Below are 26,369 nucleotides of genomic sequence, written 5' to 3'. Positions count from 1 at the left end.
GCGAGGATCTCTGCGCCCCGCCCGTCCAGCACTCGAACTTGAACTCGATACTGGGCGACGACCCGCTCGTTCTGACACGTGCCCGGGTAGCCACCTGGCACCGGGGTCGACGGCGAGACCATCACCGGGGCGGTGGACTACCGGAACTTCCAGCGGGCCGCACTCAGGCCGCTGCCCACCCGAGACGAGGTGGCCTGCCTGTTCCCTTGCGTGACGCGGGTGCAGCCCGGCGCGGTGTCCTACTCGCGTTGGCGGACCTCGGAAGACGTCGGGCTGGGCCGGCTCGTCGCTCGTAACAAGGCTCTCCTATAGCTTCGTTCGAGACTACGTACCGCTGCCCTGGGAGGAACCGTGGGTAACCGTCCGACGGACTGGCACGTGCTCGACCTGGACGAGGACCCCACGCCGGGCGATCCGGACCGGGTGAAGCAACTCGCCCGGGAGTTGCACGACTTCGCCGACGACGTTGCGGATGCGTTACGCCAGATCAAGGGCATGGCCGGCGAAGACGCCCTCCTGCGCTGGGCGGGCAAGACCGCGAAGGCGTTCCAGGACGAGTTCGAAGAGGTCCCCAAGAACCTCAGGAAACTCCAGCGCTCCTACGACCTCGCGGGCGACGCGCTCGCCGCGTACTGGCCGAAGCTGGAACGCGCCCAGTCGCTCGCGGACAAGGCGCTGGCCAGGGGCCGCGAGGCCCGCAGCGAACTGTCCGCCGCGGCCGGCCGCCTGGACTCGGCCACCTCCTGGGTCGAACGCGCCACCGCCAAGACCGAGGAGTATGACGAGAAGGAGGGCAAGGAAAAGCCCGACGACTCCGAGGTACGGGCCGCCACCCGCAACGCCACCGACGCCAAGTCCGCCCAGACCAGCGCCCAGACGGCCGTCGACAACGCCGAATCCGGCCTGGAAGCGGCGAAGAAGATGGCCGCCGACGCCAAGAAGATGCGCGAGGACGCCGCCTCCGACGCGAAGGACAAACTGGAGGACGCCTCCGACGCGGGCATCCAGAACCGCAAGTGGTGGGAGAAGGCGGTCGACTGGGTCAAGGACAACTGGGACACCATCGTCACCGTCTGCAAGGTCATCGTCGCCGTCCTCGGCATCGTCGTCCTCATCATCGGCGGCCCCCTGGCCTGGGTCGTCCTCGCCGCCGCCCTGGTGGTCCTCGCGGACACCCTCGTGAAGTACATGAACGGCGAAGCGTCCCTGTGGGACGTCGCCTTCGCCGCCCTGGACTGCATCCCCGGCCTGAAGGGCCTCACCACCCTCGGCGGTCTGGCGAAGATGGCCAAGGGCGGCCTGAAAGCCATGAAGGGTCTGAAGGCCATGAAGGCCGGCGTGCTGGGCTTGGCCAAGCGTGGGCGCACCATGCTCGGTGATGCAGCCCGAGGCGCCCGTGACCGGTTCAAGAGCGTCGTCAACAAGCTCACCGACCCGATCGACCTGGCCACCGGCGAGATGTATCTCCCCCAGACCGACATCGAGTTACCCGGTCTCCTGCCCCTGGCGTTCAACCGTCGGGTCGGCTCGGCGTACCGGTGCGGGTGGTGGTTCGGCCCCACCTGGACTTCCACCGTCGACCAACGGCTGGAGATCGACGAGCAGGGTGTCGTCTTCATTACCGAAGACGGACGCCTGCTGGCCTACCGCCACCCTTCCGGCCCCGGCGTTGCCGTCCTGCCGGAATCGGGCCCGCGCTGGCCCTTGACCGTTCTGGAGACCGGCAGTTACACGATCACGGATCCAGTCACCGGTCGCACCCGCCACTTTCAGAACCCGGACAGCGATGGTCTCACCCTGTTGCACCGGATATCCGATCGCAACGGCCACACCATCACCTTTTCCTACGATGACGCAGGCGCTCCGACTGACATTCGCCACTCTGCCGGCTATCACCTCCGTCTGACGACGGAGGACGACCGGGTCACCGCCCTCCACCTCGCCGGTGCCGCCACTGACGGCACCGACGTGGAGATCAAGCGCTTCGGGTATGACGAGGACGGCAACCTCACCGAGGACTACAACTCCTCCCGCTTCCCGCTGACTTTCACCTATGACGACCGCCTGCGCGTCACCTCTTGGACCGATCGCAACAACCACTCCTATACCTATACCTATGACCGACATGACCGCTGCGTCGCTGAAGGCGGCGAGGCCGGTCATATCGCTCTCACCCTCACCTACGGCGCCGCCGACCCCGCCTGGCCAGACTGCACCGTCACCACTCTCACCACGACGGACGGCTCGACCACCCGCTTCGTCATCAACGACAACTCCCAGGTCATCGCGGAAATCAACCCCCTCGGCGCGATCACCCGAAGTGAATATGACGACCGCCACAACCTGGTTGCCGAGACCGACCCTCTTGGCCACAGCACTCGGTACACCTATGACGGCGACCGCCGCTGCACCACCGTCACCCGCCCCGACGGAAGTGAGACTCACGCGGTCTATGACGGCCACCCCACACCCGTCGAGTTGATCAACGCCGACGGCACGGTCTGGCGTCAGACCCTCGACGACCGGGGCAACCGGGTGGCACTGACGGACCCAGCCGGCCACACCACCGGCTACGCCTACGACGGTGCGGGCCGGCTCGCCTCGGTGACCGATCCCCTGGGCGCAATCACCGAAGTGGAATGCAATGCCGCCGGCTTGACCACCCGGATCACCGATCCCACCGGCGGAGTCACCGCCTACGACTGGGACGCCTTCGGCCGCCTGATCGCCGCCACCGAACCGACCGGCGCCACCACCCGCATGGAATGGACTATCGAGGGCCAGCCGGCCCGCCAGGTCGGGCCTGACGGCGCCGAGCAGCGGTGGACTTACGACGGCGAGGGCAATTGCCTGACCCTCACCAACCCCGCGGGGTACACGACGGCGTTCACGTACACCCACTTCGACCGGATCGCCACTCGCACCGACCCCGACGGCACCACCCACACGTTCACCCACGACCAGCGGCTACGCCTCACGCAGGTCACCAATCCACTAGGACTGACCTGGGACTACACCTACGACCCAGCCTGCCGTCTCGTGTCCGAATCCGACTTCGACAACCGCCGGACCACCTATGAACTCGACCCCGCCGGCCGGCTAGCCACCCGCACCACCCCTCTTGGCGCAACCGTCACTTACCAGCGTGACTCGCTCGGCCGTCTCACCGAGAAGAACACCGGCGACACCGTCACCCGCTACACCTACGACCGCGCAGGCCGCCTCGCATCTGCCACCAGCCCTGATGGTGAACTCCGCCTCAAGCGCAACCTGGTCGGACAGATCACCGCGGAAGTATGGAACGGGGCAACCGTTGCTCACGGCTACGACGCCGCCGGCCGCCGTACTCACCGGAGCACTCCATCCGGTCACGTCAGTACCTACACATACGACGCCGCGGGCCGCCGGACCAGGCTGACGGCCGGTAGCCACGCCGTGGACTTCGCCCACGACGCCGCCGGCCGTGAAACCGAACGCAGCATTGGCGCTCTCACCCTCGCCTCGGACTGGGACCCAGTCGGCCGCCTCGCCCAGCAGACCCTCACCGCGGGGCTCACTCCCGTCCAATCCCGCGCGTACACCTACCGCCCGGACGGATACCTCCTTGCCCTGGACGACCAGATTTCCGGGCGGCAGACCTTCGACCTCGATCCCGCCGGCCGCGTCACCCAGGTCAGCGCCGCCGACTGGACCGAGACGTACGCCTATGACTCCCTCGGAGCTCAGGCCAACGCCACCTGGCCCGCCGAACACACCACCCCCGACGCGTCAGGTCTGCGCACCCACACCGGTACCACCCTCACCCGTGCCGGCCGCTACCGCTACCAACACGATGCTGCCGGACGGCTGGTTCGCCGCACGCGGACGCGCATCTCCAAGAAGCCCGAGACCTGGCGTTTCGCATACGACGCCGAAGACCGCCTCACTCACGCAGCCACCCCGGACGGCACCGAATGGCGCTACACCTACGATGCTCTCGGTCGCAGACGCGCCAAGATCCGCCTGGCCCCAGGCACCGACACAGTCGTCGAAACGATCACATTCGCCTACGACGGCCTCACTCTCATCGAAGAATCCACCCGTTCCCCCAGCCTGCCCAATCGCCTCACCCTCACCTGGGACTACAACGGCATTGCCCCGATCTCCCAGACCGAGCGCATCACCGATGCCACCACCCAGGACGAGATCGACGCACGCTTCTTCGCGATCGTCACCGATCTCGTCGGCACTCCCCGCGAACTGGTCACTCCCGACGGCGACATCGCCTGGCGAACCCGCACCACCCTCTACGGCACTACCGCTTGGAATCAGGGAGCGACCGCCCATACCCCTCTCCGCTTACCCGGCCAGTACGCCGACGCGGAGACCGGTCTCCACTACAACCTGCACCGCTACTACGACCCCGCTACCGCCCACTACACCACCCCCGACCCTCTAGGCCTCGAACCCCTCCCCAATCCCACCACCTACGTCCGCAATCCTCATACCCAGACCGACCCCACCGGTCTTGCACCATGCCTTGCTCTTGGTCTGAGTCGAGGCGGGGACCTGGTGGAATTCGCCAGACGGAATTCCTTTGAACATTTCATGGGCATGAGCTTCGAAGACGCACTGGCCAACGTCAGGCACGTCGCCCATGAGGAACCACAGAGAAGAATCCACGTCCTGCTCGACGGGTTCATGACCACGAACAGGAACCCGTCCCCGCAAGAGCAGTTTGAGTACTTCTACCAAGAAGGAAGGGCAGGTGCGAATTGGATCACGACCCAGCGGGAGATGAACATTCTCGGTGAATCAGTCCGGCGTGGCAGCAGAGACTGGTCGTCCATCACCTTTTGGCGCGACGGGGAGATCCAAGACCTCGTGGAGCCGAACTTCGACGGACTTCGCAGAGACGTCGGGCTCGGATAGTCCCAACGCTAAAATACCCTCAACGACAGGCATGCCAGTAAAAAGGGGAACGGTTCATGATCATTGCTCGGTGGGAACGTGACTTCAAGGTTTGGCAGTACAGCCAGAGCTGGTCTCGACTCCTCCTTCGGAGTGAGCCCAGGAATGAGGATGACACCAGGCTTGAGATTCTCTTTTCGAACGTTATCTATATGCAGATTCCGACAAAGTTGAGCGAGTTGGAAGTTTCGGAAGGCTCGCTGTCCGAGGTGGACCTGCCGCTGGGAGTCCGTGAGGAGCCAGGGCGGCCCTGCAAGGTATTTCGCCTCAACGACGGCGTCGGCACCGTGATCGCGACTCATTGCAACTGGCGTGAGGACAGCGAGTGGGTGGACGCTCCCACGCCCTTCGGGCCGATGCCCGGAGTGTCAGGGAACGAGGTGGATTGACTCCGTCGGTCCTAGCCCTGGCAGCGGCGGGTGGGAGGTCGGATCCGGCGCGGTGGCTGTGGGGTTGGGGGCGGGCGTGGAACCGCCTCCGGCCCGGGGTGTCGGGCGGAGGCGGGTTCTCGTTGGCGGTAGCGGTGGGATTTGAACCCACGGTGGAGTTGCCCCCACACTCGCTTTCGAGGCGAGCTCCTTCGGCCGCTCGGACACGCTACCGCCGAGCAGCTTAGCCCACCTGCCGCCGTGAGCAGAAATCGTTACTGGCGCGGGGGGGCCGCCGCCGGGCCCTCGCGGAAGAAGGTGGTGAGGAGGGCGGTGGAGGCCGGGGCGAGGACGTGGGGGACGACCTCGGGGCGGTGGTTGAGGCGGCGGTCGCGGAGCACGTCCCAGAGGGAGCCGGCCGCGCCCGTCTTCGGGTCGCGGGCGGCGTAGACGACGCGGTCGACGCGGGCGAGGACCGCGGCGCCCGCGCACATCGTGCACGGTTCCAGCGTGACGACCAGCGTGCACCCCGTCAGCCGCCAGCCGCCCACCGCCGCCGCCGCGGCCCGTAGCGCCAGGATCTCCGCGTGGGCCGTGGGGTCGCCCGTCGCCTCGCGCTCGTTCCTGGCGCGGGCCAGGATCCGGCCCCGCGGGGGCGCCTCGATCAGGGTTTCGTACGGGGTGGCGGACGCGTCCGTGTGCACCGGGCCCACCACCACCGCGCCCACCGGGACGTCCCCCGTCTCCAAGGCGCGCTCCGCCTCCGCCAGGGCCTGCCGCATCGGCGGTGCCCACAGCTCCTCGTACGGGCCGCTCTCCCCTCCTCCGCCGGGATCCGTCAGCGGACCGTCTCCAGCACGTCTGCCGCGCCGAGCATCTCGGCGATCTCGTTGACCGCGTCGCCGTGCAGCGCCAGCAACTGCTTCTCCGAGACCCCGAGGTCCTCCAGCAGCTCCGTGTCGCCCACCGGGCCCGCCGGGGCGCCGGGCGGGGCGTCGGCGTCCGCGTCGGAGTCCGGGTCCGGGACGGTGTCGTCGTCCGGCTCGCCGTCCTCGGTGCCGTCCAGGTCCGTCAGGCTGTCCAGCGCGCTGTCGTCCTCCGGCTCCCGGCCGAGCAGCTCGGGGGTGAGCAGGATCTCCCCGTACGCGCTGCGCCCCGCGGCGGCGGCGTTCGAGACGAAGACGCGCGGGTCGTCCTCACCGTCTATCCGGATGACGCCGTACCAGATGCCCTCCTGTTCGAGCAGCACCAGCACGGTCTCGTCGTCGTCGGCCGTCGCCTCGCGGGCGAGGTCGGCCAGGTCGTCCAGCGTCTCCACGTCGTCGAGCTCTGTATCGCTCGCTTCCCACCCGTCTTCGGTGCGCGCGAGCAGTGCGGCGAAGTACACCGTGACTCTCCCACTGGTCCTAGGTGTGCCGGGCCGGGTGGTCGAGCTTGCCTGCTCTCTCCCCCCGACCAGGGGCGGGGGACCCGCCCTCACCGGAATCGTGACAGAAACCTGCGCTGTCTGCGGGGTCTTCCGCTGTGCGTCGTGAATTGGGCCGCCGCGAGGCCCGCGTTCGGGCGCACTTCGGCCGTCTACCAGCGGAACGTCCGCATGCGGTGGACGTGCCGCCGTCGCGCCGCCCGGGCGCGCCGCGGCTGGACGCGTGCTCGCAGCTCCTCGGCTTCGTGCAGGTCGCGGAGGAAAGCGGCCCGGCGTCGGCGGCGGTCGTCGGTGGTCCCGGGCAGCGGTTCACCGCTGCGCAGATCACGATCCGGCATCACACACCTCCTGCGTCAGGGCGGGCCGGGCGGACATATCCACCTTGCACCCGGTTGGCGGTTGTGTACGAACCGCGGCCCGTTCATCCACGCGTACCCCCTGCCCCTCACACGTATCCGTGCCCGGTCAGGACTCGGATAGATTCGGTCGCATGCGGATTCATGTGGTCGACCACCCCCTGGTGGCGCACAAACTCACCACGCTGCGCGACGAGCGCACGGACTCTCCCACCTTCCGCCGGCTCGCCGACGAGCTGGTGACGCTCCTCGCGTACGAAGCGACCCGGGACGTCCGCACCGAACAGGTCGACGTCCGCACCCCGGTCGCCGCCACCACCGGCGTGCGCCTGGCGCGCCCCAGGCCGCTCATCGTGCCGATCCTGCGCGCCGGGCTCGGCATGCTGGACGGCATGATGCGGGTGCTGCCGACGGCGGAGGCCGGTTTCCTCGGGCTGATCCGCGACGAGGAAACCCTCCAGCCCAGCACCTACGCCAACCGGCTGCCGGAGGATCTGTCCGGGCGGCAGGTCTACGTCCTCGACCCGATGCTGGCCACCGGCGGCACGCTCGTCGCCGCGATCCGCGAGCTGATCCGGCGCGGCGCGGACGACGTCACGGCGATCTGCCTGCTGGCCGCCCCGGAGGGGACCGACGCGGTGGAGCACGAGCTGGCGGGCGCGCCGGTGACCGTGGTCACGGCGGCGATGGACGAGCGGCTGAACGAGGCGGGGTACATCGTGCCGGGGCTCGGCGACGCGGGTGACCGGATGTACGGCACCGCGTAGCGGCCGGCGGCTGGCTGTGGCCCCGCGTGGCGGCGGCCCTGGCTGGCGGCGGCCCCGTGTGGCGGCGGCCCTGGCTGGCGGCGGGTCTTCGCGGCGGCCCTGCCTGGCTGGCGCCGGGTCCTCGCGGCGGGTCCTGGTGCCTGGCGGCAGGGTGTCTGATCCCCGGTTTCTGGCGGTCTGCGTGGGCCGCCGGTTGTGCCGGGGGTTGTGGGGCCCGTGCGTGCGCCGGGCGCGCCGTGGCGCGGGTGGTTGCGCGTCGCGACCGGGCTCAGTCCGCCCGTACCGCCTGTCCCTCCGCCCTCAGTCGCACTGGCCCGGCCTCGGCACCGGCGTCGCCAGCGCCTTCAGCGCCGCCTTCGCCTCCGCCGGCTTCGTCAGCCCGCGGAAGTCGTCGCCGATGATCAGGTCGACCACCGCGCCCTTGCGCTCCACCGCCTTCGGCTCCGCCTTCGCCAGTTGCGTGCCCAGCACCTTCAGCTCGCCGTCGACCGTGCCCGGGGCGCCGAGCAGCACGCCGGGGCCGCGTACCTTCTTGTCGTACTCCGCGGGCGCGTTGTCCACCTTGCCGATCTTGAAGCCGCGCTTCTCCAGCTCGTCGGCGGTCTTCTGTGCGAGGCCGGTCCTGGCGGTGGCGTTCAGCACGTTGACCTCGACGCGCGCCGGGGCCGGCAGCCTCGCCGGCTTCTTCCCGCCCCTGCTCTCCGGCTTCTTGCTCTCGCCGGACTTCGCGCCCGTGTCCCGCGCGGCGCAGTCCTCCGGCTTGCCGGCCTGCACCGTCGTGTCCTCGTCGCCGCCGCCCGCGAAGGTGTCGACGAGCTGTAGCGTCCCCCAGCCGACGACCGCGACCGCGAGCACGGCGCCGAGCAGGGCCAGCACCTTCCGGCGCCGGCGGTTTCGGCGCATATGCGGGTACTTGGTGCCCTTGATGCGGTACGGCCCGCCCATGTCGGGGGGCGTCAGCATGCTCATGGCGGCAGCGTAGTGGCCGGAAGGGGCCGTGCCTACTAAATGATCTACGGGGTGGACTCGGTTCCCCCCGAAAGGGGCAACGGACTGGTCAGTCCAGCTCAAGGACGCGCGCGTGCAGCACCTGGCGCTGCTGGAGCGCCGCGCGCACCGCGCGGTGCAGTCCGTCCTCCAGATAGAGGTCGCCCCGCCACTTCACGACGTGGGCGAAGAGGTCGCCGTAGAAGGTCGAGTCCTCGGCGAGGAGCGTCTCCAGGTCCAGTTGCTGCTTCGTCGTCACCAACTGGTCGAGGCGTACCGGGCGTGGTGCGACGTCAGCCCACTGGCGGGTGGACTCCCGGCCGTGGTGGGGGTACGGCCTCCCGTTTCCGATGCGCTTGAAGATCACACGGAAAGCCTACCGGGGATGCGCCTCCGGGCGCAGCAGTGATGCACAGGAGTGGCAAGTCAGAGGCAAGCGCGGAGCAAGGCGGAGGCAAGGTCCGGGCGGGAAAGGGGCCCGGGGGCGGTGTGGGGCCGGGGCAGGGAAGGGGGTGCGGGGGGCGCGGAGTGGTCCGGGGCGGGGACGGGGGTGCGGGCGGCAGGGAGCCCGGGCCGTTTCCGCCGCCCGGGCTCCCCATGCCTTCGTGCTACGCCGTCACGCGCTCACCGCTCCGCGTGGTCGTCGTGCGCACCGCCGCCGCTGCCCTCGTTGCCCTCGGTCGGCACGAACGACACCGGCTCGCGCAGGGCGCTCACGTCGTGCGCGTACGTCCCGACCGCGTTGGCGATGACGTCGATGTTCGCGTCGAACGCCGGCATGCTGATGTTGTCCAGGTCGTCGCACGCCTCGTGGTAGCACGGGTCGTACGCGACGCCCGCCGTGCCGCCGAACTTCACGGCCTGCGCCTCCGTCTTCGTCCCCTCCGCGCCCGTGAACGTACCGCCGGACGGGATGCCGACCTCGATGAACGGGCCGTAGTCGGAACGGCCGGTGAAGTCGGTGCCCTCGTGCGGCAGGCCCCGCCGGTCCATGAAGTCGGTGATCTGCCGTTCGAGCTGCGCCGAGCCCTCCGGGCCCGCGCCCTCGCCGACGCCGTCGGAGTCGTCGCCGTCGTAGACGAAGAGGCCGTAGTTCGGCGAGGCGACCATGTCGAAGTTCAGGTACAGCTCGATGTCCCGCAACTGGCGCGGGGTCAGCCGGCTCACGTAGTCCGTGGAGCCGACGAGGCTCAGCTCCTCCGCCGACCAGAACGCGAAGCGCACCTGGTTGCGCGGCTTCTTCTCGGCCTTCGCCAGCTCCTTCGCGACCTCCAGGAGCGCCGCCGAGCCCGAGGCGTTGTCGTTGATGCCGGCGCCCTCGGGGACGGAGTCGAGGTGCGCGCCGAGCATGACGGTGCGGTCCTCGGCGCCGCGCTTGGTCTCGGCGATGACGTTCCGCGTCGTCCGCGGCTCGACGATCATCTGGATGTCGACGTGGACGGTGACCTCGCCCTGCGTCAGCAGCGCGGCCAGGGCCTCGCCCTCGGCCTTGGTGATGCCGCCGGTGGGCACCTTGACGGCCTCGGCGTCGCCGAGGGTGCCGTTGAGGGAGCCCGCGGTGTTGTTGTAGATGACGGTGGCGACGGCGCCCGCGTCCGCGGCGTTGCCCTGCTTGACGGCGAAGTCGCAGCCGCCGCGCTGGACGAGCGCGACCTTGCCGGTGTAGTCGCCGCCCGCGAAGTCGCCCGGCTCGCAGCCCGAGGTGCCGTCGGCATCGACGGGCGCGGCGGCCAGCGGGGCGTCGAGGCCGCCCTCGGGGGTCGCCTTGGAGAAGGTCATCGCGTGTATCTCGATGTCCCGCGCCTCGGGCGAGACGACGGCGAACTCGTCCTTCAGCGTCTGGGAGTAGGTGAAGTCGAAGGTGTCGTACGAGACGTCGTAGCCGGCCTTCTTGAGCTGGTCGTAGACGTACGCGGCGGACGCCTCGTAGCCCGGCGAACCGGCCGCGCGGTGGCCGCCGTTGCGGTCCGCGATCCGCTGGAACGCCTTGAGGTGCTTGTACGCGTCCGAGGCGCCGGCCTTGCGCACCAGCTCACGGGCCAGCTTCGCGCCGTCCTTCGCCGGGGGCGCGGCGCTCGCGGGCGTGGAGCTGGCCAGGAGGAGGGGGACGGCGAGGGCGGCCGCGCCCAGCGCAGCCGTGAATCTTCGAGGGAACACAGGAGTCCTTCCGACGTCAAAGGTGGGCGAACCTGTCCGGCGTGTGGGGTCTCCTGTCCGCAAGGCGGACGGGGTGCGAGCAACCTAGCGACTCGAACGGCGTTGCGGAATGGTCCGGAGGCCAACCCGTCCCGGTTCGGGACGTCTTCTTCGCCTCCGCGTTCCCGGGGCGCTGCCTACGCCCCGCGCGCCCCGGATGTCCCCGCTGTCCCGGACGGCTTCGCCTTCGCCGCCTGCTTCGCCTCCTGCTTGTACGCCCGCACCTCGGCCAGCGAGTCCGGCCCGGTGATGTCCGCGACCGAGCGCCGGCTGCCGTCCTCGCCGTACGCACCCGCCGCCTCGCGCCAGCCGTCGGGCGTGACGCCGTACTGCTTGCCCAGCAGCGCGACGAAGATCTGCGCCTTCTGCTTCCCGTACCCCGGCAGCGCCTGGAGCCGCCGCAGCAGCTCCTTCCCGCTGGTCACCCCGCGCCAGACGCCCTCGGCGTCGCCGTCGTACTCGTGCACGAGGTACGCGCAGAGCTGCTGGACCCGCTTGGCCATCGAGCCGGGGTAGCGGTGCACCGCCGGCTTCTCCGAGAGGAGCTGCACGAAGGCGTCGGGGTCGTGCGCGGCGATGGCGTGGGCGTCGAGGTCGTCGCCGCCCATGCGGTGGGCGATCGTGTACGGGCCGGAGAACGCCCACTCCATGGGTACCTGCTGGTCGAGGAGCATGCCGATCAGGGCGGCCAGCGGGCTGCGGCCGAGCAGCGCGTCGGCCTCCGGCTGCTGCGCGAGACGGACGGTGACGTTCATACGAGCATCATGGCAGCCCGCCCCCGCGGCCCCGCCCGGCAACACGCGGGCCCCCGGCGCGGCCGAAGCGCCGGGGGCGTGGGGGCTCGGGGGGAGGGGCCCGGAGGGAGGGTCCGGGGGCGGGCGGCTCAGGCGCCGGCGGGGAGGTGCTTCGCGCGGTGGCGGATGCGCATCGCGGTGACGATCTCGATGACGCCGACCGCCAGCAGCCAGGCGCCGGCCAGGTAGGTGAGGAGCGCGATCGACGTCAGCGGCGAGACGATCAGCACGATGCCGGCCAGCGCCGAGATGACGCCGAGGCCGATCTGCCAGCCGCGCGCCGGCATCGCCTCGTCGGAACCGGCGGCCACCGCCTGGGTGATGCCGCGGAACAGCCAGCCGATGCCGATCCACAGGGCGAGCAGCAGGATGGACTGGAGCGCGCTGCGGAAGCACAGCAGGCCCAGCAGGATGCACAGGGCGCCGCTGATGAACGCCATCACGCGCAGCGCGGTGGAGGCGTGCGTACCGAACGCGGCGACGAGCTGCATCACGCCGCTGACCACCAGGTACACGCCGAAGAGGATGCCGACGACGCGGAGCGTCTCGCCGGGCCAGGCGAGCGCGAGGACGCCGAGGACGAGGGCGGCGACGCCGGCGAGCAGCACCGTCTGCCAGGCGCCCCTGGCCAGCAGGGCGAGGGGCCCTTCGGGGAGGGCGTCGCGGTCGCGGTCTCGGTCGGCGGTACGTTCCGTGCCGCCGCCGGGGGGCGGCGGGCCGCGGTGCTCGTCGCCCTCGACGACGGTCAGCCGGCGCTCCTGGGGGGTGGCCGGGGCCGTGGGCCGGGGGGTGTCCCGGCCTGCGGCGCGGTCGTCCATGCGGCGGATGCCGTTGCCGGCGCCGCGAGGGCCGTTGCCGGCGCCGCGGGTGCCGTCGTCCACGCGGCGGGTGCCGTCGCCGACGGGACGTATGCCTTCGTCGGAACGGAGGGGCCGGTCGTGGCCGCCGGGCTGGCCGGATCGACCGGGCCGGCCGGGCTGGCCGGGGTGGGATGCCGGGTCGGTGCTCATGTTCCAGGCTGCGAGCGGAGCCTGCCGGGCTGCCACCGGCGTGGGCCGAACGGGTGACCCGTACGCCCTCTCCCGCAGGCCCCCCTACTTCCCCGGCCCGCCCTTCAGCCCCGCTCCAGCTCCTCCGCGAGGACCGGCACGTGGCTGCGCTCCACTTCCTTCGTGCTGGTCACCAGCGTCAGCGGCCCCCGCTCGTACAGCTCGCGCAGATGCGCCAGCGCCTGCGCGCGCCCGCCCTCCGCCAGCTCCGCGCGATAGCGCCCGGCGAAGTCGGGGAAGCGGTCGAGGTCCGCGTGGAGCCAGTGGCGCAGCTCGTCCGAGGGCGCCACGGCCTTCAGCCACTCGTCGACGTGTGCCCTGTCCTTGGAGACGCCGCGGGGCCAGAGCCGGTCGACGAGGACGCGCGTGCCGTCGTCGGGCTCGGGGGCGTCGTAGACCCGTCGTATCCGAGGGGGTGCGTGCTTTGTGGCCATACGTCCACGGTAGCCGTGCGGCGAGCCCCCCGCGCCCGCCGCACGGCCCCGCTCACTCCTCGCCGGCCCCGTGTCCTTCAGCCGCCACCGCCCGGAGCAGCCCGCCCGCCGGCGGTACGGGCCCGCCCGCCGCGGAGCCGGCCGTCAGCCGGGGGAGCAACTGTGCCGTGAGGAGGGTCGAGAGCGCGGAGACGTCTCCGCCCCCGCCGCCGTCCGTGCGGATGACCGTCGGCTGCGGCGCGCTGCCCGCGAGCACCGCGCCCACCTCCAGCCGCCGCCTGGCCAGCTCGTACTGGAGCACCGCGCGGTTGTCGCGGTACGCCTGCGCCAGCCGCCGCTGCGCCTTCGCCTCGTTCTCGGCGGCGATCAGGCCGCTGCGCCCGCGGGTCTCGATCTCGAAGCGGACCTTCTGCGCCTCGGTCTCCTGCTGCTCCAGCAGCCGGGCGACCTCCTCGCGGGCCCGGTTCAGCGCGGCCTTGACCTCGACGAACCGCGCGTCGCGCGCCTTCTTCGCCCGCTCGATGTCCATCTGGAGGTTGTCGATGCGGCGCTTGCGCGTCAGGCCCCACTCCTGCTCGTACGCGGTCCGCTCCTTCGCCACCCGCTCGCGGGTCGCCAGGTGCTGCTGGTACTGCGTGGGAAGTTGGACGTCGGGGATGTTGGCGCCGGTGATGCGTACGCCGTAGCGGGCCAACTGGCGGTTGAGCAGGTCCTGCATGTCCGCGACGTCCGAGCCGCGCAGGTCGTACGCCCGCTCCGTACGCACCCGGCGGGCGCGCTGGCGGATGGCGTCCTGCACGGCGCTGGAGAGTACGAGGTCGAAGTTGCCGGCGCCGATGGTGCGGACGAAGAGCACCGCGTCGGTGATGCGGAACTTCAGGAAGAACTCGATCGAGCGCAGCGGCACGTTCTCCTGCGTCGGGCAGGCCATGACCGGCGCCGAGTAGGGGATCTCGGTGGCGGTGTCGACGACGAAGTCGACCCGCGACCAGGGGTGCCAGACGAAGTGCCGGCCCGGGTCGAGCGTGCGGGAGATGGCGCCGTAGCGGGTGAGGACGCCGTTCGTACCCTGCTCGATCTTCACGATCGAGGAGCGCCACCACCACAGCACGCCGACGATCAGCAGGAAGACGCCGGTGCCGTACGAGGCCGCCGCCAGCGCGTCGTACGCGCCGGCGCTCCAGCCGTCGTCGCTGCCGCTCTGGAGCCCGGACATGACGCCCGTCGCCAGCGCCAGCAGCGCCAGCCACAGCGGCACCATCCACCACAGCCGGCGGCGGTGGCGCGGGATGATGACGGGGATCAGGGTGCCGGCCTCGCCGCCGCGCAGCAGTTGGGGGATGTCACCCCAGGCCGCGACGAGTTCGGAGATGACCGACCTGCGCTTCATGGCCGACGTGCTCATGCTCCCGCCTCCTCGTGGCCGTGGCTCTCGTGTCCGTAACCCTCGTTCGCGGCCCCGACTCCGGCGCCGACTCCGACCGTCTGTTGCTGTCCCGCCTCGCCGCTGCCCGCCGGGGCGGGCACCGGCGCCGGCCGCTCGGCCTCGCGCAGCGCCCGGATCTCCGGCTCGCGCTCGGCGATCCGCGCCGCGACCTCGGTCAGCCGCTCCCGTACGGCAGCCATCTCGGCCTCCGAGAAGAGGTCCGCGCCGTGCTCGCCGATCAGCTCCCGGGCGAGCGCCAGGAAGTCGACGCCCGCGCCGCCGCCGGCGCCGTCCACGGGGCCGCCGATGCGCAGCAACTGCGGCAGGTGGTCGGCGACCTGCTCCAGGGTGTCGAGCACCTGCTGCTGGTAGCGGTACTCCAGGATCTCCGGCGCCTCGGCCGTCGTCACCGCGCGGATGTCGAGCGCCTGCGCCTCCAGCAGCGCGGCGTTGGCCCGCGCCTCGGACTCGGCCTGGACGTACCGCTGGCGGGCCAGCGCCTCGGCGCGGTTGGTCTCGCGCTCGACGGCGGTGTCCATCTGGGCCTGGTACTGGGCGATGTCCGCCTGGATCGCGGACAACTCCTCCTCGCGGGTCGCCAGTTCCTTGCTCAGGTCGCCCTCGTCCTGCTCCTTGCGGAGCTGGAGCGAGTACTCGTGGGTGTACGCCTCCTTGGCCATCCGCACCATCTCCGGCGCCGCGAGGTCCATGCGGTACGGCTGGTCGGAGGGCTCGGCGCTGGTGATGTTGGCGTTGGTCAGCTCGACCGCGGGCCGGAACTGGTGGTTCAGCGAGTCGAGCAGCCGGGTGGTGTCCTCGCCGACCATGTCGTAGATGCCGGCGGCCTCCTGCTCGTAGATGAGGCTGCGGATCGTCTCGCTGACGGCGTTGTTCAGCTTCTCCTGGAAGCCGCGCACGGCGCCGAGGGTGTAGACGAACTCGACCGGGTCGCTGATCCGGAACTGGATGAACAGGTCGATGGACGCCTTCACCCCGCCCTTCGTCGGAGCCTCGCGTACGGGCGCGTTGAAGGGGTACTCACGGGTGGTGTTGAGGATGTACGAGACCCGCTTCCACGGGTTCAGCAGGATCACCCGGCCGGGGCCGACGACCTGCTCCAGCTTGCCGAACTTGGTGATCAGCGCATGACACCCGTCCGGCACCATCACCATGCCCTGCCGCCACCACACGAACCCGACGGCGAAGATCGCCAGCACCCAGTAGTGGGCGCCGAACAGCGGGTTCGTCACGACGGAGTCGCCGGTGGCGGCCACCGCGATCGTGCCGACGGCGCCGATGACGAGGAGCAGTGAGACGGGCAGCATGCTGAGGAACGAGCGCCCGCGCGGCAGCACCATCGGGCAGATGGCGTGCACCTGCTCCAGGCCCTCGCGCTTCAGCTCGCTGCGGTTCAGCACCTCCCCGGCCTCGTCCAGCGGCACGGACTGCTGGCTCATGACGGTGTCGAGGCTGCCGCCCTGGTCGCGGGCGGCGGGGAAGTCGGCCGGGTCCATCCCGTCGTCGCGGGGCGCGTCCCCGCGCCGGCCCCGGCCGGCTTCCCTGCCCTCGTGGCCCCCCTGCTCCCCGTCCGGCAGCACGCCGCGACGGCGCAACTCGTCCTGGGCGAGCTGTCTCGGGTCGTTCCCCTGCATCACGGCCTGTGCAGCGCTTCTGATGGTCTGCGCGCGCGAACGTGCCATATCGTCCCCCTCTTCAGGTCGCGTGATCACTCTCCGCAATCACAACTGTTTCGTACAGCAGTACGCAAGGACAGTCGCGGATCGTGACAACACGGGTACGTGGTCATTGCACGATTCCGGCAGCGAAAGCCCGGTCCCCGTAGGATGTTCCGCACGCCGAAACGTGTCCGTCTCGGTTCGGCGACTTGGCGCGGTGGCCGGCAGGGAGGGGGCGAGGTGACGACGAAGCAGGTGGTGTGTCCCCGTACACCGGAGGACATCCGTCGTGCGCTGGAGCGCAAGCCGGAGTGGCTGCACGGGTTCCAGCAGGAGTGGATGGCAGCGGCCACGGACTTCTCCGGCCAGGCACTGGACGAGGTGCTGGACAGGTGGCACCCGTTCGCGGTGGCGTGCGCGACTCCGGGGCACATGGACGAGGCGGAGGACCTGGCGCGCCGGCTGGGCACCGGCGACACCGAGGGGATCGTGTTCTACGACGACGACGGTCGGGCCTGGACCGCGGACAACGAACGGGTCCCGGAGAGGGACGACCCGCGCTGACGGCGACGTACACGATCCGCTACGCGGACCGGGCGCGGGCGGTGAAGCGGAGCCTGTCTTCGGAGCAGAGGGCGTCGTTAGGGGCGCTGGAGAAGAGGCTCGCGGGCAACCCGTACGGGCACAACGCCAAGAGCAACCGGGACAATAGCTGGTCGGCGTCCTTCACCGGCGGTGTGATCACCTACGTCGTGTCGAACAGGTACCTGATCATCAACGTGATCGCCGTCGTCGGCTTCTGACCTGGCCCGTGACCTCCGGGGCTTCGCCTGCCCTGGACCGCCGCCTGGTCGTAGCCCAGGCGGTGGCCCTGGACCCCCTCCAGTCCCGCTGAGGTTCTCTACGCGGAGAACTCGCCGCCCTTGACGGAGCCGACGAACGCCGCCCCGGCGGCGGGTTCGAAGAGCAGCACGGGGCCGTGGGGGTCCTTGCTGTCACGGACGGGGACGACAGCGGGGAAGTCGTCGCAGACCTCGATGCACTCGCCGCCGTCCTGGTTGCTGTACGAGGACTTGCGCCAGGTAGCGGTGCTCAGGTCGGTGCGTCAGCGTGGCGTCGGCGATGTCGTCGACGTGCACGAAGTCCCGTACCTGCATCCCGCCCCCGTTGAGGTGCAGCGGCAGGCCCAGCGCAGCCCGCATGGTGAACCAGGCCACCGCCCAACTGTGGCTGTTCTCCTTCACCACCTGCGGCTCGCCGTAGACGGAGAAGTAGCGGACGATCGCGTATGAGTCGTTTCCGCTGCCCAGGGTCAGGGCTGTCTGGTGCGCGACCGCGGACGTCAACGCCGACGCCGGGCGCTGCTGGCTCGACCTCGGCGACCCGGTCCGGGCCAGCGCGGCGATCGACGACGGACTGGGTCGGGTCGACCCCCGCCGCGCCCGCACCACAGCGGTCTTCCTGACGTACCGTGCCGAAGGCGCAACTCCGCACCCGCAACGCCCCGGCCGCCGCCGCCAACGCCCGAGCCGCCCTGGACAGGGCACTCGACACAGGGGCCGCCCGCTGCGTCGACCTCGTCACCAACCTCATCGACGGCTTGGACGAGCGCACCGAGCGACCCCTCGTCGAGTTGCGCGAGTACGTCCGTGAACGCCTCGCTGGGACATGACCTCCATCGCCGCCCGACCCGGAATTCGGGTGCGGCTGGGGGCGGGGCGGTGTGGGATCGGGGGATGAGGGTCTCTTTGGGTGTGCCCGCGGTTGGTGGGCTTGAGGGTGTCGGTCGGGTGTTGGGTGCTTGGCAGGACGACGACGGGCACGTGCAGCTTCATCCCGGGGATCTCGGGTGGTTTCGGCGGTTCGGGGCGGAGGCCACGGCCGCGGCCGTGCGGACGTGGAGCCGGGGCGGGGAGGTGCTGGCGGTCGGGTTGCTGGACGGGCCCGGGTTGCTGCGGCTGGGGGTCGCGCCGGGGGCGCTGGAGGACGGGGAGTTGGCGCGGCAGGTGGCCGAGGACGCGTCGGTGCCGGGGCGCGGGGTGCTGCCCGGGGGCGAGGTGTACGTGGCCGCGCCGCCCGGTGCGCTCGTCCGGGAGTTGCTGGCGCGGGGCGGCTGGGAGGTCGACGAGCCCTGGACGCCGCTGCGCCGCGATCTGGTCGAACCCGTACCGGATCCCGGTGTGCACGTCGAGGTGGTCGGTCCGGAGCAGGCGGCCGAGCGGGCCGCGGTCCAGCGGGCGGCGTTCGGCAAGTCCACGTTCACCGCCGAGCGCTGGCACGCGATGGCCGCCGCGGCGTCCTACGCCGACGCGCGCTGCCTGCTCGCCCGCAACGACCGCGGCGAGCCGGTGGCCGCCGTGACGGTGTGGTCGGCGGGCGAGGGCAGGCCGGGCATGATCGAGCCGATGGGTGTGCACGCGGACCACCGCGGCCACGGTTACGGCCGGGCGATCACCGTCGCGGCGGCGCACGCGCTGCGGGGGATGGGTGCGTCCAGCGTCGTCGTGGACACGCTCGGTTCGAACACGGCCGCCGTCGCCACGTACCGCTCGGCCGGGATGCGGCAACTGCCGGATCTGCTGGACCTGCGCCGCGGCGCCTCTTCCCCCGCGGCGTAGCGGATCGTTACCGGAAGGCTTCGACGTTGCGGCGGGCCCACTCGGTGAAGGGCCGGGGGGCGCGGCCCAGTATCCGCTCGACGTCCGGGCTGAGCCGCAGCTCGGCTGCGTTGGGCTCGCCGAGGACGGCCAGCGTGGTCTCGATGACCGGCTTTGGCATGAACGCGGCCATCCGCGCGTGTGCCTCGGCGCGGGTCAGCTCCACGAACCGCACCGGCTCGCCGAGTGCCAGCCCGATCGCCTCGGCCTGCTGCCGGGGCGTGACGGCCGCCGGCCCGTTCAACTCGTAGACGTGTCCCGTGTGTTCGTCCTTGCGCAGGGCCACGGCCGCGACCTCCGCGATGTCCGCAGGGTCGACCACCGGGATCCCGACGCCGCCGAACGGCGCCGCGACGGTCCGCTCGGCGCGTACCGACTCCGCCCAGGCGCAGGCGTTGGACGCGAAGCCGCCGGGCCGCAGGATCGTCCAGGCAAGGCCCGACTCGCGCACCGCTTCCTCGATCGCCCGCATCACGCCTCCGTGCGACGGCGACTCGGGTCTGGTCACGACGCCCTGCGAGGAGAGCAGCACCACCCGCCGGACGCCGGCGGCCCCGGCCGCCGCCAGGATGTCCCGCGGCCGGAGCCCGTGGCCGCCCGCGCCGCCGTCGTGCAGGAACAGTGCATCGGCGCCGTCGAGGGCGGGCCGCAGGGTCTCCGGGGCGGTCAGGTCGGCCCGTACGTGTCCGACCCCCGTCGGCAGGTCCACCGGGGAGGCCCCCCGCGACACCGCGGTCACCCGCTCGCCCGCCTCTGCCATGGCCCGCACCAGCGGCCGTCCGACGTTCCCGGTGGCACCCGTCACCACGATCATGTGCAACTCCCGTGTCTTTCCGTGTTTTCTCGCGACGACGGGGACGCTAGCAACCTCGGTATAGTAGGTACCTAGAGGAAAGTGACTACCTCGGCGGGGAGAATCATGGCGACCGAGACGGGCCGGCCGACGGCCGATGCCACCACCGCCCCCGAGCTGGCCTGCCCGGTCTCCCCCGTCGTGGACATCGTGTTCAGCCGCTGGACCACTCCGATCCTCTGGTCCCTCCACACCTTCGGCCGCCAGCGGTTCGTCGAGTTGCAGCGGCGCGTCACGAGCATCACCCCCAAGGTGCTCACCCAGCGACTGCGCCAGTTGGAACGCGACGGCCTGGTCGTGCGCACCTACCACCCCGAGGTGCCGCCGCGCGTCGAATACGAGATCAGCGAACTCGGCCGCAGCCTCGCCCCCCTCTTCGCCCACCTCGCCGAGTGGGCCGACACCAACCTGGAGCATGTCGAACGGGCCCGGCGGCACTACGACGACGCGGGGTCGCCGCGCGGCTGAGGCCGGAGGACCGGGGAGGACGGAGTGCTAGGGCAGGGTTCTTACCGGGCCGCCCGTGAGCCAGCCGGCCACCTCGCGTAGCTCCTCCGCGTGCGCGGCGGGGTCGAAGCCGTCCTCCGTGGCCGCCAGGTAGGCCGCGTCGATCACGGTGACGAGCCACCGCGCCGTCCGCGCCGGCGGGAACGCGGGCCGGCGGCCGGTGGCCGCCAGGCGGTCCAGCAGCGTCGTCAGCGCCGCCATCGTCCCGGCCTCGTCCTCGCTCAGCAGGGCCGCGAACTTCTCGTCGCGGCTCGCCTGGAGCAGGGCCGCCGCGATCAGGCCCGGGGCCAGGGGGTCGGCGAAGTCCGCGGTGAGGCGGTCGAAGAGGAGGGCGAAGCCCTCCTCGGGGTCCTCCGCGGCCACCGCGCGCTCGCGGATCTCGGCGGTACGGGCCAGGTCGTCGGCGAAGAGGGCGTGGAAGATCGCCTTCTTGGTGGGGAAGTAGTGGAAGAGGGTCCCCGAGCCGATGCCCGCGCGGCGGCAGATGCGCGCCGTGGACGTCCCGTCCACCCCGTTCGCCGCGAACTCCTCCGCCGCCGCGGCCAGGATGCGGGCCCGTTTGCGGGCGTGCTGCTCGGGGTTGACGGTGCGCATGACCGCCGAATATACGGTGTGGCGCGGGCGGGTGACCGGCGTAGGGTCGCGGCCATGTCTGCTGCCCGGATGCACGCCGACGAGGCGGAGATACGCCCCGGCCTCGTACGTCGCCTGATCGCCGCCCAGTTCCCGCGGTGGGCCGGCCTGCCCGTCGAGCGGGTCGCCTCCGGCGGCACCGTCAACGCCGTCTTCCGGCTCGGGGACGAGCTGGCCGTACGGATGCCGCTGACCCCGGGCGGCGCCAAGGACGTGGATCTGGAGTACGAGCATCTGCCCCGGCTCGCCGCCGGCCTGCCCGTGCCGCTGCCCGTGCCCGTGCCCGAGCCGGTCGCCAAGGGCGAGCCCGGCCCCGGCTACCCCTGGCCCTGGACCGTCTGCCGCTGGCTGCCCGGTACGGTCCTGCCGCCCGACGCCGGCGTCGCCGCCCCCGGCCCGCTCGCCGGCGACCTCGCCGTCTTCGTCAACGCCATGCGCGCCGCCGACCCGGCCGGCGCCCCGTCCTCGTACCGCGGCGGGACCCTGGCCGACCGCGACGCGGGGACCCGCGCCGCCCTCGCGCTGCTCCGCCCCGGCGACGGGGTCGACGTACCGGCCGTCACCGCCGCCTGGGAGACCGCCCTGCGTGCGCCCGCGCACACCGGGCCGCCGGTGTGGCTGCACGCCGACCTGTCCCCCGGCAACATCCTGGTCACCGACGACGGCCGCCTCGGCGGCGTCATCGACTTCGGCTGCATGGGCCTCGGCGAACCCGCCGTCGACCTGATCGCCGCGTGGAACCTCTTCACCGGCCCCGCGCGCGAGGCGTTCCGCGCCGCCGTCGCAGGCGGCGGCGGTGCCGGCGACGAGGAGGCCGCGTGGGCGCGCGGGCGCGGCTGGGCGCTGTCGATCTCGCTGATCCAGCTCCCGTACTACCGGCACACCAACCCGGTCATGGTCGCCAGTTCGAGGTTCGTCATCGACCAGGTGCTGGCGGATGGGTAGGATGGTGCCCATGACCTGGCGACATTGATTCACCCGCGGTACCGGCGCATCTCCCGGTGCACCTTCGGGGCGGCGGCTGGCCGCCTGCCTTTACGCGTACGCCTTCCTGGACGACTTCGTCCTGCTCTACCCGGTGTACGCGCTGCTCTTCGCCGACCACGGGCTGTCGCTCTGGCAGGTCTCCTCGCTCTTCGTCATCTGGTCGCTGACGTCCGTCCTGCTCGAAGTCCCCTCCGGGGCCTGGGCCGACGCGTTCTCCCGCAAGCTGCTGCTGTGCGCGGGGCCGCTGCTGACGGGTGCCGGGTTCGCGCTGTGGGTGCTGGCGCCGTCGTACGGGGCGTTCGCGGCGGGGTTCGTGCTGTGGGGCGCGAAGGGCGCGTTCGCGTCGGGGGCGCTGGAGGCGCTGGTCTACGAGGAGTTGGGCCGGGCGGGCGCGGCGGACCGGTACGCGCGCGTGCTGGGGCGGTCCCGCGCGGCGGGCACGGTGGGCGTGATGGCGTCGATGGCGGTGGCGGCGCCGGTGTTCGCGGCGGGCGGCTACGCGGCGGTGGGGGCGGCGAGCGTCGCGGCGTGCCTGGCGGGCGCGGCGGTGGCGACGCGGTTTCCCGAGCACCGGGCGGGTGCGGGCGGCGGTGCGGATGACGTCGTACGGGACGGGGGCGGGGGCCTCCGTGCGGACGAGCGGGGCGGGGACGGCGGTCCGGGCGGGCCCGAGCCGGGTGGCTCCACGCCCGGTGGCTCCGGTTGCGGCGAGTCCGCTCCCTGCGGCGGCCCCGAGCCCGGCGACGGTCCGGCCGGCCCCGAGGCCGGTGACCTCGGTCTGGGCGGCACCCTGCGGGCCGGCTTCGCCGAGCTGCGGGCCGGGCCCTCCGTCCGCGGCGCCGTCCTCCTCGTTCCCGCCGTCGCCGCCGTCTGGGGTTCCCTCGACGAGTACACCCCCTACCTCGTCCGCGAGTCCGGCGTCGCCGACCCCGCCGTGCCGCTGTACCTGCTGCTCGTCTGGGCCGGCGCCGCCGCCGGCGGGCTGCTGGCCGGCCGGGTCGAGGAGCGGGGGCGGGCCGGGCGGACGCCGGCGGGGGTGCTCGCCGCGCTGCTCGCCGGGTCCGCCGTCGCGCTGGCCGCGGGCGGGCTGCTGGGTACGGTCGCGGGGATCGCGCTGGTGGGTGTCGCCTTCGGCGGGTTCCAGGTGGCGACCGTGCTGGCGGAGGCCCGGCTCCAGGAGCGGATCACCGGCCCGGCCCGGGCGACCCTGACCTCGCTGGCCGGCGTCGGTACGGACCTGGGGACGATCGCCGTCTACGGTGCGTACGGCCTGCTCGGCTCGGCGGGGGGGCTCGGGCACGGGGCGGCGTTCGCGGTGTGCGCGCTGCCGTATCTGGTCGTCGCGCCGCTGCTTCTGCGCCGGCGGAAGCGCGGCGGGGCGTAGGGCGCGCCCACGGCGGACGGCGGATGGCGGACGGCGGATGGCGACGGCGGCGGGGACCGGAGGCGAGGGCGTCCGGCGCCCCGGTCCCCGACGCCGCTACGCGCCGTCCCCCGACCGCGGCGCGTGGCCGGGGACCGACGTCAGGCCGGCGTGCAGCACCTTCGGGTCGGCCGGGCTGACGGCGAGCGCGCCGATGCCGTGGTGGCCCGAGTGCCGGATCGTCAGCTTCCCGCTGCCCGCGTCGTGGCGGTAGAGGTTGGTGCCGGTCCACTGGTCGCCGTACTCGAAGTAGGCGACGTCCGCGTCGGTCGGGTCGGGGCGGATCCAGCCGCCGTTGTAGATCACCACGTCCTCCCCGTCCTGGAACTGGTCGACCACGGCCCGGAAGGTCCGGCCGCCGTCGGTGGAGCGGTAGAGGTGCCGGCCGCTGTCGCCCGCCTCCAGCTCGGTGACGTTGAGCCCCTTCGCGTAGACGACGCGCGGGTCGACGGGGGAGATCGCCATCGAGAAGCCGTTGACCTTGTCGCCCGCGGCGCCGAGCTTGGCGCGGCGCCAGGTGCGCCCGCCGTCGTTGCTGGTGAAGCCGCCGGCGTCGCTCACCCCGACGACGATGCGGTCGAGGTCGGCGGTGGAGACCTTCGCGTCGTAGAACATGGTGTGCGGGCCGACGTCGTCCAGCGGGACGGGTGTGCCGACGGGGCGGAAGGAGCGCCCGCCGTTCCGGGAGTCCAGCACCCGGCCCTCGTCGGTGACGGCCCGCAGGTGGCCGGGGTGGCGCGGGTGGGCGGTCAGGCCGTAGAGGCCGCCGAGCCGCTCGCCGTCGAAGGCCGGCATTTTGACGACCTTGGTGCCGTAGACCCGGTAGACGCGCTCGCCGCGCAGCTCCCAGACGTAGGCGCTGCCGTCGCGCGCCGGAGAGACGAACCAGTGGCCGTTGCCGAGCGTGGCGATGGTGCGCCAGCGGCAGCCGGAGTCGGTGGACCGGGTCACCCGGCCGTTGATGTCGGTGGCCAGCAGCCGGTTGCGGGTGGCGAGGGGCTCCAGGCCCGTCACCAACTGGTAGTACGGCGGGCGTTCGGCGGTGGTGGTCGGGGCGAAGGTGGCGCCGCCGTCCCGGGTGTGGGTGAGCGAGCCGTCGCTGACGACCCGTGCGCACTTCGGTGATTCCCAGTGCCCGGGGTGCTTGGCGGCGTGTGCCGGGGCGGCGGCCGTGAACAGGCTCGCGACGAGCGCCGCACCGGTGGCCACGGTGGTAATCGCGCGGTGAAGGGGTCTCACCCGGATCTCCTCCTCGATGACGTTGTCCTCACCAGGAAGTACCGTGATCGTCTGGATGTCCACGTGCTTCGGCTGGCGAACGGACGCCATGGCGCGCATGCGCCGCTCGCTCTGCCCCCACCAGGCGGGACATATCCGATACGTGCCCGGGGGGCTCCACGTCACATGTTCGAACCGTTCGGCGTCCTCGCGTCCGACGAGGCCCTGTACCGCCTGCTGCTCCGCCAACCGCCCGTCGACCTCGCGGGACTGGCCGCGGCGGCCGGGCGTACGGAGGCCGAGACCGCCCCGGCGATCGACCGGCTCACGGAGCTGGGCCTGGTGACGCTGCTGCCCGGCGCCCCGGTCCGGCTGGTCGCGACCCGGCCGGACGCGGCGGTCGACCAGCTCACGGTCCGCTGGCAGGACCAGGTCTCCGTGGCCCGTACGGCGGCCACCGCGCTGCTCGCCGACCTTCCGGTCGAGCGGCGGCACCGCCCCGAGGACCAGGTGGAGATCCTCTTCGGCCGCGGCTCGGTCGCGGCGCGCTTCGACCGGCTCCAGCGGTCGGTGCGCAGCGAGTTGCTGGTCCTGGACCGTCCGCCGTACGCGCAGGAGCCCGCCGAGCCGAACCGGGCGGAGCTGGAGATACTGGCGCGCGGCGCGCGGGTGCGCGGCCTGTACGCGCCCGAGGCGCTTCAGGTGCCGGGTGCGTTCGACATCTTCGAGGCGGTCGTCGCGGCCGGTGAGCAGGCCCGGGTCCACACGGACGTGCCGCTCAAGCTGGCCGTCGCGGACGCCTCGACGGCCATCCTGCCGTTCAGCCGCGAGGCCCACGAGATGGTCGACAGCGCCTTCGTCATCCACGAGGGGGCGCTGCTGGACGCGCTGGTGCAGCTCTTCGAGCTGCTGTGGGCCGCGGCGGTGCCCGTGCCCGGTCCGTGGTCCGGCGGCGGGGCCGAGGGTGAGCCGGCGACGGATGCCGCGGCCGACCGGCAACTGGTCACGCTGCTCGCCGCCGGGCTGAAGGACGAGGCGGTGGCGCGGCGCCTGGGGGTGAGCGCCCGTACCCTCAACCGCCGGGTCAGTGCGCTGATGCAGCGCCTCGGGGCCCGGACCCGCTTCCAGGCGGGGCTTCAGGCCGCGCGCGACGGCGCGGTGGATACCTGACGTAGCGTCAGCTACTTGAGGAGGGCGGGGGAGCGCTAGATGCCGGCGGGCGGTGGCGCGTCCGGCAGCGCCTGCTCCAGCACCTCGCGGTGCGTCGGCCTGGCGTCCTCGTACAGCCGCCGGCCCTTCTCCGTCAGCAGGACGAAGATGCCCCGCCGGTCCACGTCGCACATGGCCCGCTGGACGAGGCCCGCGCGCTCCAGCCGGGCGGTCAGCCGCGACGTCGCGCTCTGGCTCAGGTGTACCGTGCCGGCCAGCTCGGCCGCGCGGCACTTGTCGTGGCCGCAGTTCGCCAGGCCCTCCAGGGCCTCGAACTCGCTGACGCCGATGCCGTGCCTGCTCTGCAACTCGCGCTCCAGCGCGCTCCACACCGCCGCGTGACAGGCCAGGAGGCCGTGCCAGCGGTCCACCAGGGCGCGTTCGGCGCCGACGTCGCTCACGCTCACGTCGTCCAAGGTAACATGCGCGTGAACCTAATGCGACTTCATTAAA

General features: G+C 71.9%; 27 protein-coding genes, 1 tRNA gene and 1 pseudogene. 11 read left to right on the top strand and 18 right to left on the bottom strand.

Annotation, left to right across the window (positions count from 1 at the left end; translation table 11 throughout):
- Positions 1–378: 378 nt before the first annotated feature.
- Together QBL21_RS34325 and QBL21_RS34320 are read left to right on the top strand one after the other, a co-directional pair.
- Positions 379–4,911 (top strand): DUF6531 domain-containing protein, encoded by a 4,533-nt coding sequence (locus QBL21_RS34325; RefSeq protein WP_407566113.1) that lies wholly within the window; start codon positions 379–381, stop codon positions 4,909–4,911.
- A gap of 56 nt (positions 4,912–4,967) precedes the next feature.
- A complete protein-coding gene (locus QBL21_RS34320; RefSeq protein ID WP_407566112.1) occupies positions 4,968–5,339 on the top strand; it encodes a hypothetical protein in 372 nt (123 codons plus the stop codon).
- Positions 5,340–5,462: 123 nt separating this feature from the next.
- Here QBL21_RS34320 and QBL21_RS34315 read toward each other — a convergent pair.
- From QBL21_RS34315 to QBL21_RS34300, 4 genes are all read right to left on the bottom strand, one after another.
- A tRNA-Ser gene (locus QBL21_RS34315) sits at positions 5,463–5,552 on the bottom strand.
- 41 nt (positions 5,553–5,593) lie between these two features.
- Entirely contained in the window at positions 5,594–6,100 is a 507-nt protein-coding gene (locus QBL21_RS34310; RefSeq protein WP_407566111.1) for a nucleoside deaminase, read from the bottom strand.
- 56 nt (positions 6,101–6,156) lie between these two features.
- Positions 6,157–6,705 carry a hypothetical protein gene (locus QBL21_RS34305; RefSeq protein ID WP_407566110.1) on the bottom strand — a complete coding sequence of 183 codons (549 nt, stop codon included), beginning with the start codon at positions 6,703–6,705 and terminating at the stop codon, positions 6,157–6,159.
- 191 nt (positions 6,706–6,896) lie between these two features.
- Positions 6,897–7,082, bottom strand: a complete 186-nt coding sequence (locus tag QBL21_RS34300) for a hypothetical protein (RefSeq protein WP_407566109.1) — start codon at positions 7,080–7,082, stop codon at positions 6,897–6,899.
- 152 nt (positions 7,083–7,234) lie between these two features.
- Here QBL21_RS34300 and upp point away from each other — a divergent pair, with 152 nt between their 5' ends.
- A complete protein-coding gene (gene upp, locus QBL21_RS34295) occupies positions 7,235–7,867 on the top strand; it encodes a uracil phosphoribosyltransferase (RefSeq protein ID WP_407566108.1) in 633 nt (210 codons plus the stop codon).
- A gap of 300 nt (positions 7,868–8,167) precedes the next feature.
- On the opposite strand, the gene QBL21_RS34290 is transcribed toward upp, so the two are convergent.
- The 8 genes from QBL21_RS34290 to QBL21_RS34255 form a co-directional block, all read right to left on the bottom strand.
- The gene (locus tag QBL21_RS34290; protein WP_407566661.1) at positions 8,168–8,830 is read right to left on the bottom strand and encodes a LytR C-terminal domain-containing protein; all 663 of its coding nucleotides are present in this window, start codon (positions 8,828–8,830) and stop codon (positions 8,168–8,170) included.
- A 94-nt stretch (positions 8,831–8,924) separates the two neighbouring features.
- The gene (locus tag QBL21_RS34285) at positions 8,925–9,221 is read right to left on the bottom strand and encodes a type II toxin-antitoxin system VapB family antitoxin (protein ID WP_018836497.1); all 297 of its coding nucleotides are present in this window, start codon (positions 9,219–9,221) and stop codon (positions 8,925–8,927) included.
- Between the two features lie 257 nt (positions 9,222–9,478).
- A complete protein-coding gene (locus QBL21_RS34280) occupies positions 9,479–11,011 on the bottom strand; it encodes a M20/M25/M40 family metallo-hydrolase (RefSeq protein WP_407566107.1) in 1,533 nt (510 codons plus the stop codon).
- A 176-nt stretch (positions 11,012–11,187) separates the two neighbouring features.
- Positions 11,188–11,805, bottom strand: a complete 618-nt coding sequence (locus tag QBL21_RS34275) for an HhH-GPD-type base excision DNA repair protein (protein ID WP_407566106.1) — start codon at positions 11,803–11,805, stop codon at positions 11,188–11,190.
- A 128-nt stretch (positions 11,806–11,933) separates the two neighbouring features.
- Positions 11,934–12,854 carry an HdeD family acid-resistance protein gene (locus QBL21_RS34270; RefSeq protein ID WP_407566105.1) on the bottom strand — a complete coding sequence of 307 codons (921 nt, stop codon included), beginning with the start codon at positions 12,852–12,854 and terminating at the stop codon, positions 11,934–11,936.
- Positions 12,855–12,958: 104 nt separating this feature from the next.
- Positions 12,959–13,327: a DUF488 domain-containing protein gene (locus QBL21_RS34265; protein WP_407566104.1), complete on the bottom strand. Its 369-nt coding sequence runs from the start codon at positions 13,325–13,327 to the stop codon at positions 12,959–12,961.
- 52 nt (positions 13,328–13,379) lie between these two features.
- Entirely contained in the window at positions 13,380–14,732 is a 1,353-nt protein-coding gene (locus QBL21_RS34260; protein WP_407566103.1) for an SPFH domain-containing protein, read from the bottom strand.
- A complete protein-coding gene (locus QBL21_RS34255) occupies positions 14,729–16,453 on the bottom strand; it encodes an SPFH domain-containing protein (RefSeq protein ID WP_407566102.1) in 1,725 nt (574 codons plus the stop codon). The genes QBL21_RS34260 and QBL21_RS34255 overlap by 4 nt, the downstream gene beginning before the upstream one ends.
- A 216-nt stretch (positions 16,454–16,669) precedes the next feature.
- On the opposite strand from QBL21_RS34255, the gene QBL21_RS34250 reads away from it, so the two are divergent.
- Together QBL21_RS34250 and QBL21_RS34245 are read left to right on the top strand one after the other, a co-directional pair.
- Positions 16,670–16,993, top strand: a complete 324-nt coding sequence (locus QBL21_RS34250; RefSeq protein ID WP_407566101.1) for a DUF6247 family protein — start codon at positions 16,670–16,672, stop codon at positions 16,991–16,993.
- Positions 16,994–17,034: 41 nt separating this feature from the next.
- Positions 17,035–17,232 (top strand): hypothetical protein, encoded by a 198-nt coding sequence (locus QBL21_RS34245; RefSeq protein WP_407566100.1) that lies wholly within the window; start codon positions 17,035–17,037, stop codon positions 17,230–17,232.
- Between the two features lie 98 nt (positions 17,233–17,330).
- On the opposite strand, the gene QBL21_RS34240 is transcribed toward QBL21_RS34245, so the two are convergent.
- Together QBL21_RS34240 and QBL21_RS34235 are read right to left on the bottom strand one after the other, a co-directional pair.
- Positions 17,331–17,468, bottom strand: a complete 138-nt coding sequence (locus tag QBL21_RS34240) for a DUF397 domain-containing protein (protein ID WP_407566660.1) — start codon at positions 17,466–17,468, stop codon at positions 17,331–17,333.
- A gap of 67 nt (positions 17,469–17,535) precedes the next feature.
- Positions 17,536–17,754, bottom strand: a pseudogene (locus QBL21_RS34235) (NAD-dependent epimerase/dehydratase family protein); the annotation flags it as partial.
- Positions 17,755–17,900: 146 nt separating this feature from the next.
- Here QBL21_RS34235 and QBL21_RS34230 point away from each other — a divergent pair.
- Positions 17,901–18,101 (top strand): hypothetical protein, encoded by a 201-nt coding sequence (locus QBL21_RS34230; RefSeq protein WP_407566099.1) that lies wholly within the window; start codon positions 17,901–17,903, stop codon positions 18,099–18,101.
- A gap of 64 nt (positions 18,102–18,165) precedes the next feature.
- Positions 18,166–19,047 (top strand): GNAT family N-acetyltransferase, encoded by an 882-nt coding sequence (locus tag QBL21_RS34225; protein WP_407566098.1) that lies wholly within the window; start codon positions 18,166–18,168, stop codon positions 19,045–19,047.
- Between the two features lie 7 nt (positions 19,048–19,054).
- Here QBL21_RS34225 and QBL21_RS34220 read toward each other — a convergent pair whose 3' ends face one another.
- The gene (locus QBL21_RS34220; RefSeq protein ID WP_407566097.1) at positions 19,055–19,900 is read right to left on the bottom strand and encodes an SDR family oxidoreductase; all 846 of its coding nucleotides are present in this window, start codon (positions 19,898–19,900) and stop codon (positions 19,055–19,057) included.
- 105 nt (positions 19,901–20,005) lie between these two features.
- Here QBL21_RS34220 and QBL21_RS34215 point away from each other — a divergent pair, with 105 nt between their 5' ends.
- Positions 20,006–20,407, top strand: coding sequence for a winged helix-turn-helix transcriptional regulator (locus QBL21_RS34215; RefSeq protein ID WP_407566096.1), 402 nt, complete (start codon positions 20,006–20,008; stop codon positions 20,405–20,407).
- Positions 20,408–20,434: 27 nt separating this feature from the next.
- Here the strand turns inward: QBL21_RS34215 and QBL21_RS34210 are convergent, their stop codons facing one another.
- Positions 20,435–21,040 carry a TetR/AcrR family transcriptional regulator gene (locus QBL21_RS34210; RefSeq protein WP_407566095.1) on the bottom strand — a complete coding sequence of 202 codons (606 nt, stop codon included), beginning with the start codon at positions 21,038–21,040 and terminating at the stop codon, positions 20,435–20,437.
- 69 nt (positions 21,041–21,109) lie between these two features.
- Between QBL21_RS34210 and QBL21_RS34205 the strand changes: the two genes are divergently transcribed.
- Positions 21,110–22,024, top strand: coding sequence for an aminoglycoside phosphotransferase family protein (locus QBL21_RS34205; protein ID WP_407566659.1), 915 nt, complete (start codon positions 21,110–21,112; stop codon positions 22,022–22,024).
- 133 nt (positions 22,025–22,157) lie between these two features.
- A complete protein-coding gene (locus tag QBL21_RS34200) occupies positions 22,158–23,450 on the top strand; it encodes an MFS transporter (protein ID WP_407566094.1) in 1,293 nt (430 codons plus the stop codon).
- A 96-nt stretch (positions 23,451–23,546) separates the two neighbouring features.
- Here QBL21_RS34200 and QBL21_RS34195 read toward each other — a convergent pair whose 3' ends face one another.
- Positions 23,547–24,818, bottom strand: a complete 1,272-nt coding sequence (locus tag QBL21_RS34195; RefSeq protein ID WP_407566093.1) for a WD40/YVTN/BNR-like repeat-containing protein — start codon at positions 24,816–24,818, stop codon at positions 23,547–23,549.
- A 75-nt stretch (positions 24,819–24,893) separates the two neighbouring features.
- Between QBL21_RS34195 and QBL21_RS34190 the strand changes: the two genes are divergently transcribed.
- Positions 24,894–25,877 (top strand): LuxR C-terminal-related transcriptional regulator, encoded by a 984-nt coding sequence (locus tag QBL21_RS34190; RefSeq protein ID WP_407566092.1) that lies wholly within the window; start codon positions 24,894–24,896, stop codon positions 25,875–25,877.
- A gap of 35 nt (positions 25,878–25,912) precedes the next feature.
- Here the strand turns inward: QBL21_RS34190 and QBL21_RS34185 are convergent, their stop codons facing one another.
- Positions 25,913–26,317, bottom strand: a complete 405-nt coding sequence (locus QBL21_RS34185) for a MarR family winged helix-turn-helix transcriptional regulator (RefSeq protein ID WP_407566658.1) — start codon at positions 26,315–26,317, stop codon at positions 25,913–25,915.
- Between the last annotated feature and the right edge of the window lie 52 nt (positions 26,318–26,369).

The organism is Streptomyces sp. 184, from assembly GCF_045781775.1.
In the GTDB taxonomy this organism is placed as follows: Bacteria; Actinomycetota; Actinomycetes; order Streptomycetales; family Streptomycetaceae; genus Streptomyces.
The sequence above is the reverse complement of the archived record's forward strand: the minus strand, read 5'-3'. Positions and strand labels throughout refer to the sequence as shown.

What these genes read in the sequence shown, in the direction of transcription:
- QBL21_RS34320 (WP_407566112.1), top strand. Translation starts at nt 4,968, where the DNA reads ATGATCATTGCTCGGTGGGAACGTGACTTCAAGGTTTGGCAGTACAGC.
- QBL21_RS34310 (WP_407566111.1), bottom strand. Translation starts at nt 6,100, where the DNA reads ATGCGGCAGGCCCTGGCGGAGGCGGAGCGCGCCTTGGAGACGGGGGAC.
- QBL21_RS34300 (WP_407566109.1), bottom strand. Translation starts at nt 7,082, where the DNA reads ATGCCGGATCGTGATCTGCGCAGCGGTGAACCGCTGCCCGGGACCACC.
- upp (WP_407566108.1), top strand. Translation starts at nt 7,235, where the DNA reads ATGCGGATTCATGTGGTCGACCACCCCCTGGTGGCGCACAAACTCACC.
- QBL21_RS34290 (WP_407566661.1), bottom strand. Translation starts at nt 8,830, where the DNA reads ATGCTGACGCCCCCCGACATGGGCGGGCCGTACCGCATCAAGGGCACC.
- QBL21_RS34275 (WP_407566106.1), bottom strand. Translation starts at nt 11,805, where the DNA reads ATGAACGTCACCGTCCGTCTCGCGCAGCAGCCGGAGGCCGACGCGCTG.
- QBL21_RS34270 (WP_407566105.1), bottom strand. Translation starts at nt 12,854, where the DNA reads ATGAGCACCGACCCGGCATCCCACCCCGGCCAGCCCGGCCGGCCCGGT.
- QBL21_RS34265 (WP_407566104.1), bottom strand. Translation starts at nt 13,327, where the DNA reads ATGGCCACAAAGCACGCACCCCCTCGGATACGACGGGTCTACGACGCC.
- QBL21_RS34260 (WP_407566103.1), bottom strand. Translation starts at nt 14,732, where the DNA reads ATGAGCACGTCGGCCATGAAGCGCAGGTCGGTCATCTCCGAACTCGTC.
- QBL21_RS34255 (WP_407566102.1), bottom strand. Translation starts at nt 16,453, where the DNA reads ATGGCACGTTCGCGCGCGCAGACCATCAGAAGCGCTGCACAGGCCGTG.
- QBL21_RS34225 (WP_407566098.1), top strand. Translation starts at nt 18,166, where the DNA reads ATGAGGGTCTCTTTGGGTGTGCCCGCGGTTGGTGGGCTTGAGGGTGTC.
- QBL21_RS34220 (WP_407566097.1), bottom strand. Translation starts at nt 19,900, where the DNA reads ATGATCGTGGTGACGGGTGCCACCGGGAACGTCGGACGGCCGCTGGTG.
- QBL21_RS34215 (WP_407566096.1), top strand. Translation starts at nt 20,006, where the DNA reads ATGGCGACCGAGACGGGCCGGCCGACGGCCGATGCCACCACCGCCCCC.
- QBL21_RS34210 (WP_407566095.1), bottom strand. Translation starts at nt 21,040, where the DNA reads ATGCGCACCGTCAACCCCGAGCAGCACGCCCGCAAACGGGCCCGCATC.
- QBL21_RS34205 (WP_407566659.1), top strand. Translation starts at nt 21,110, where the DNA reads ATGCACGCCGACGAGGCGGAGATACGCCCCGGCCTCGTACGTCGCCTG.
- QBL21_RS34195 (WP_407566093.1), bottom strand. Translation starts at nt 24,818, where the DNA reads ATGGCGTCCGTTCGCCAGCCGAAGCACGTGGACATCCAGACGATCACG.
- QBL21_RS34190 (WP_407566092.1), top strand. Translation starts at nt 24,894, where the DNA reads ATGTTCGAACCGTTCGGCGTCCTCGCGTCCGACGAGGCCCTGTACCGC.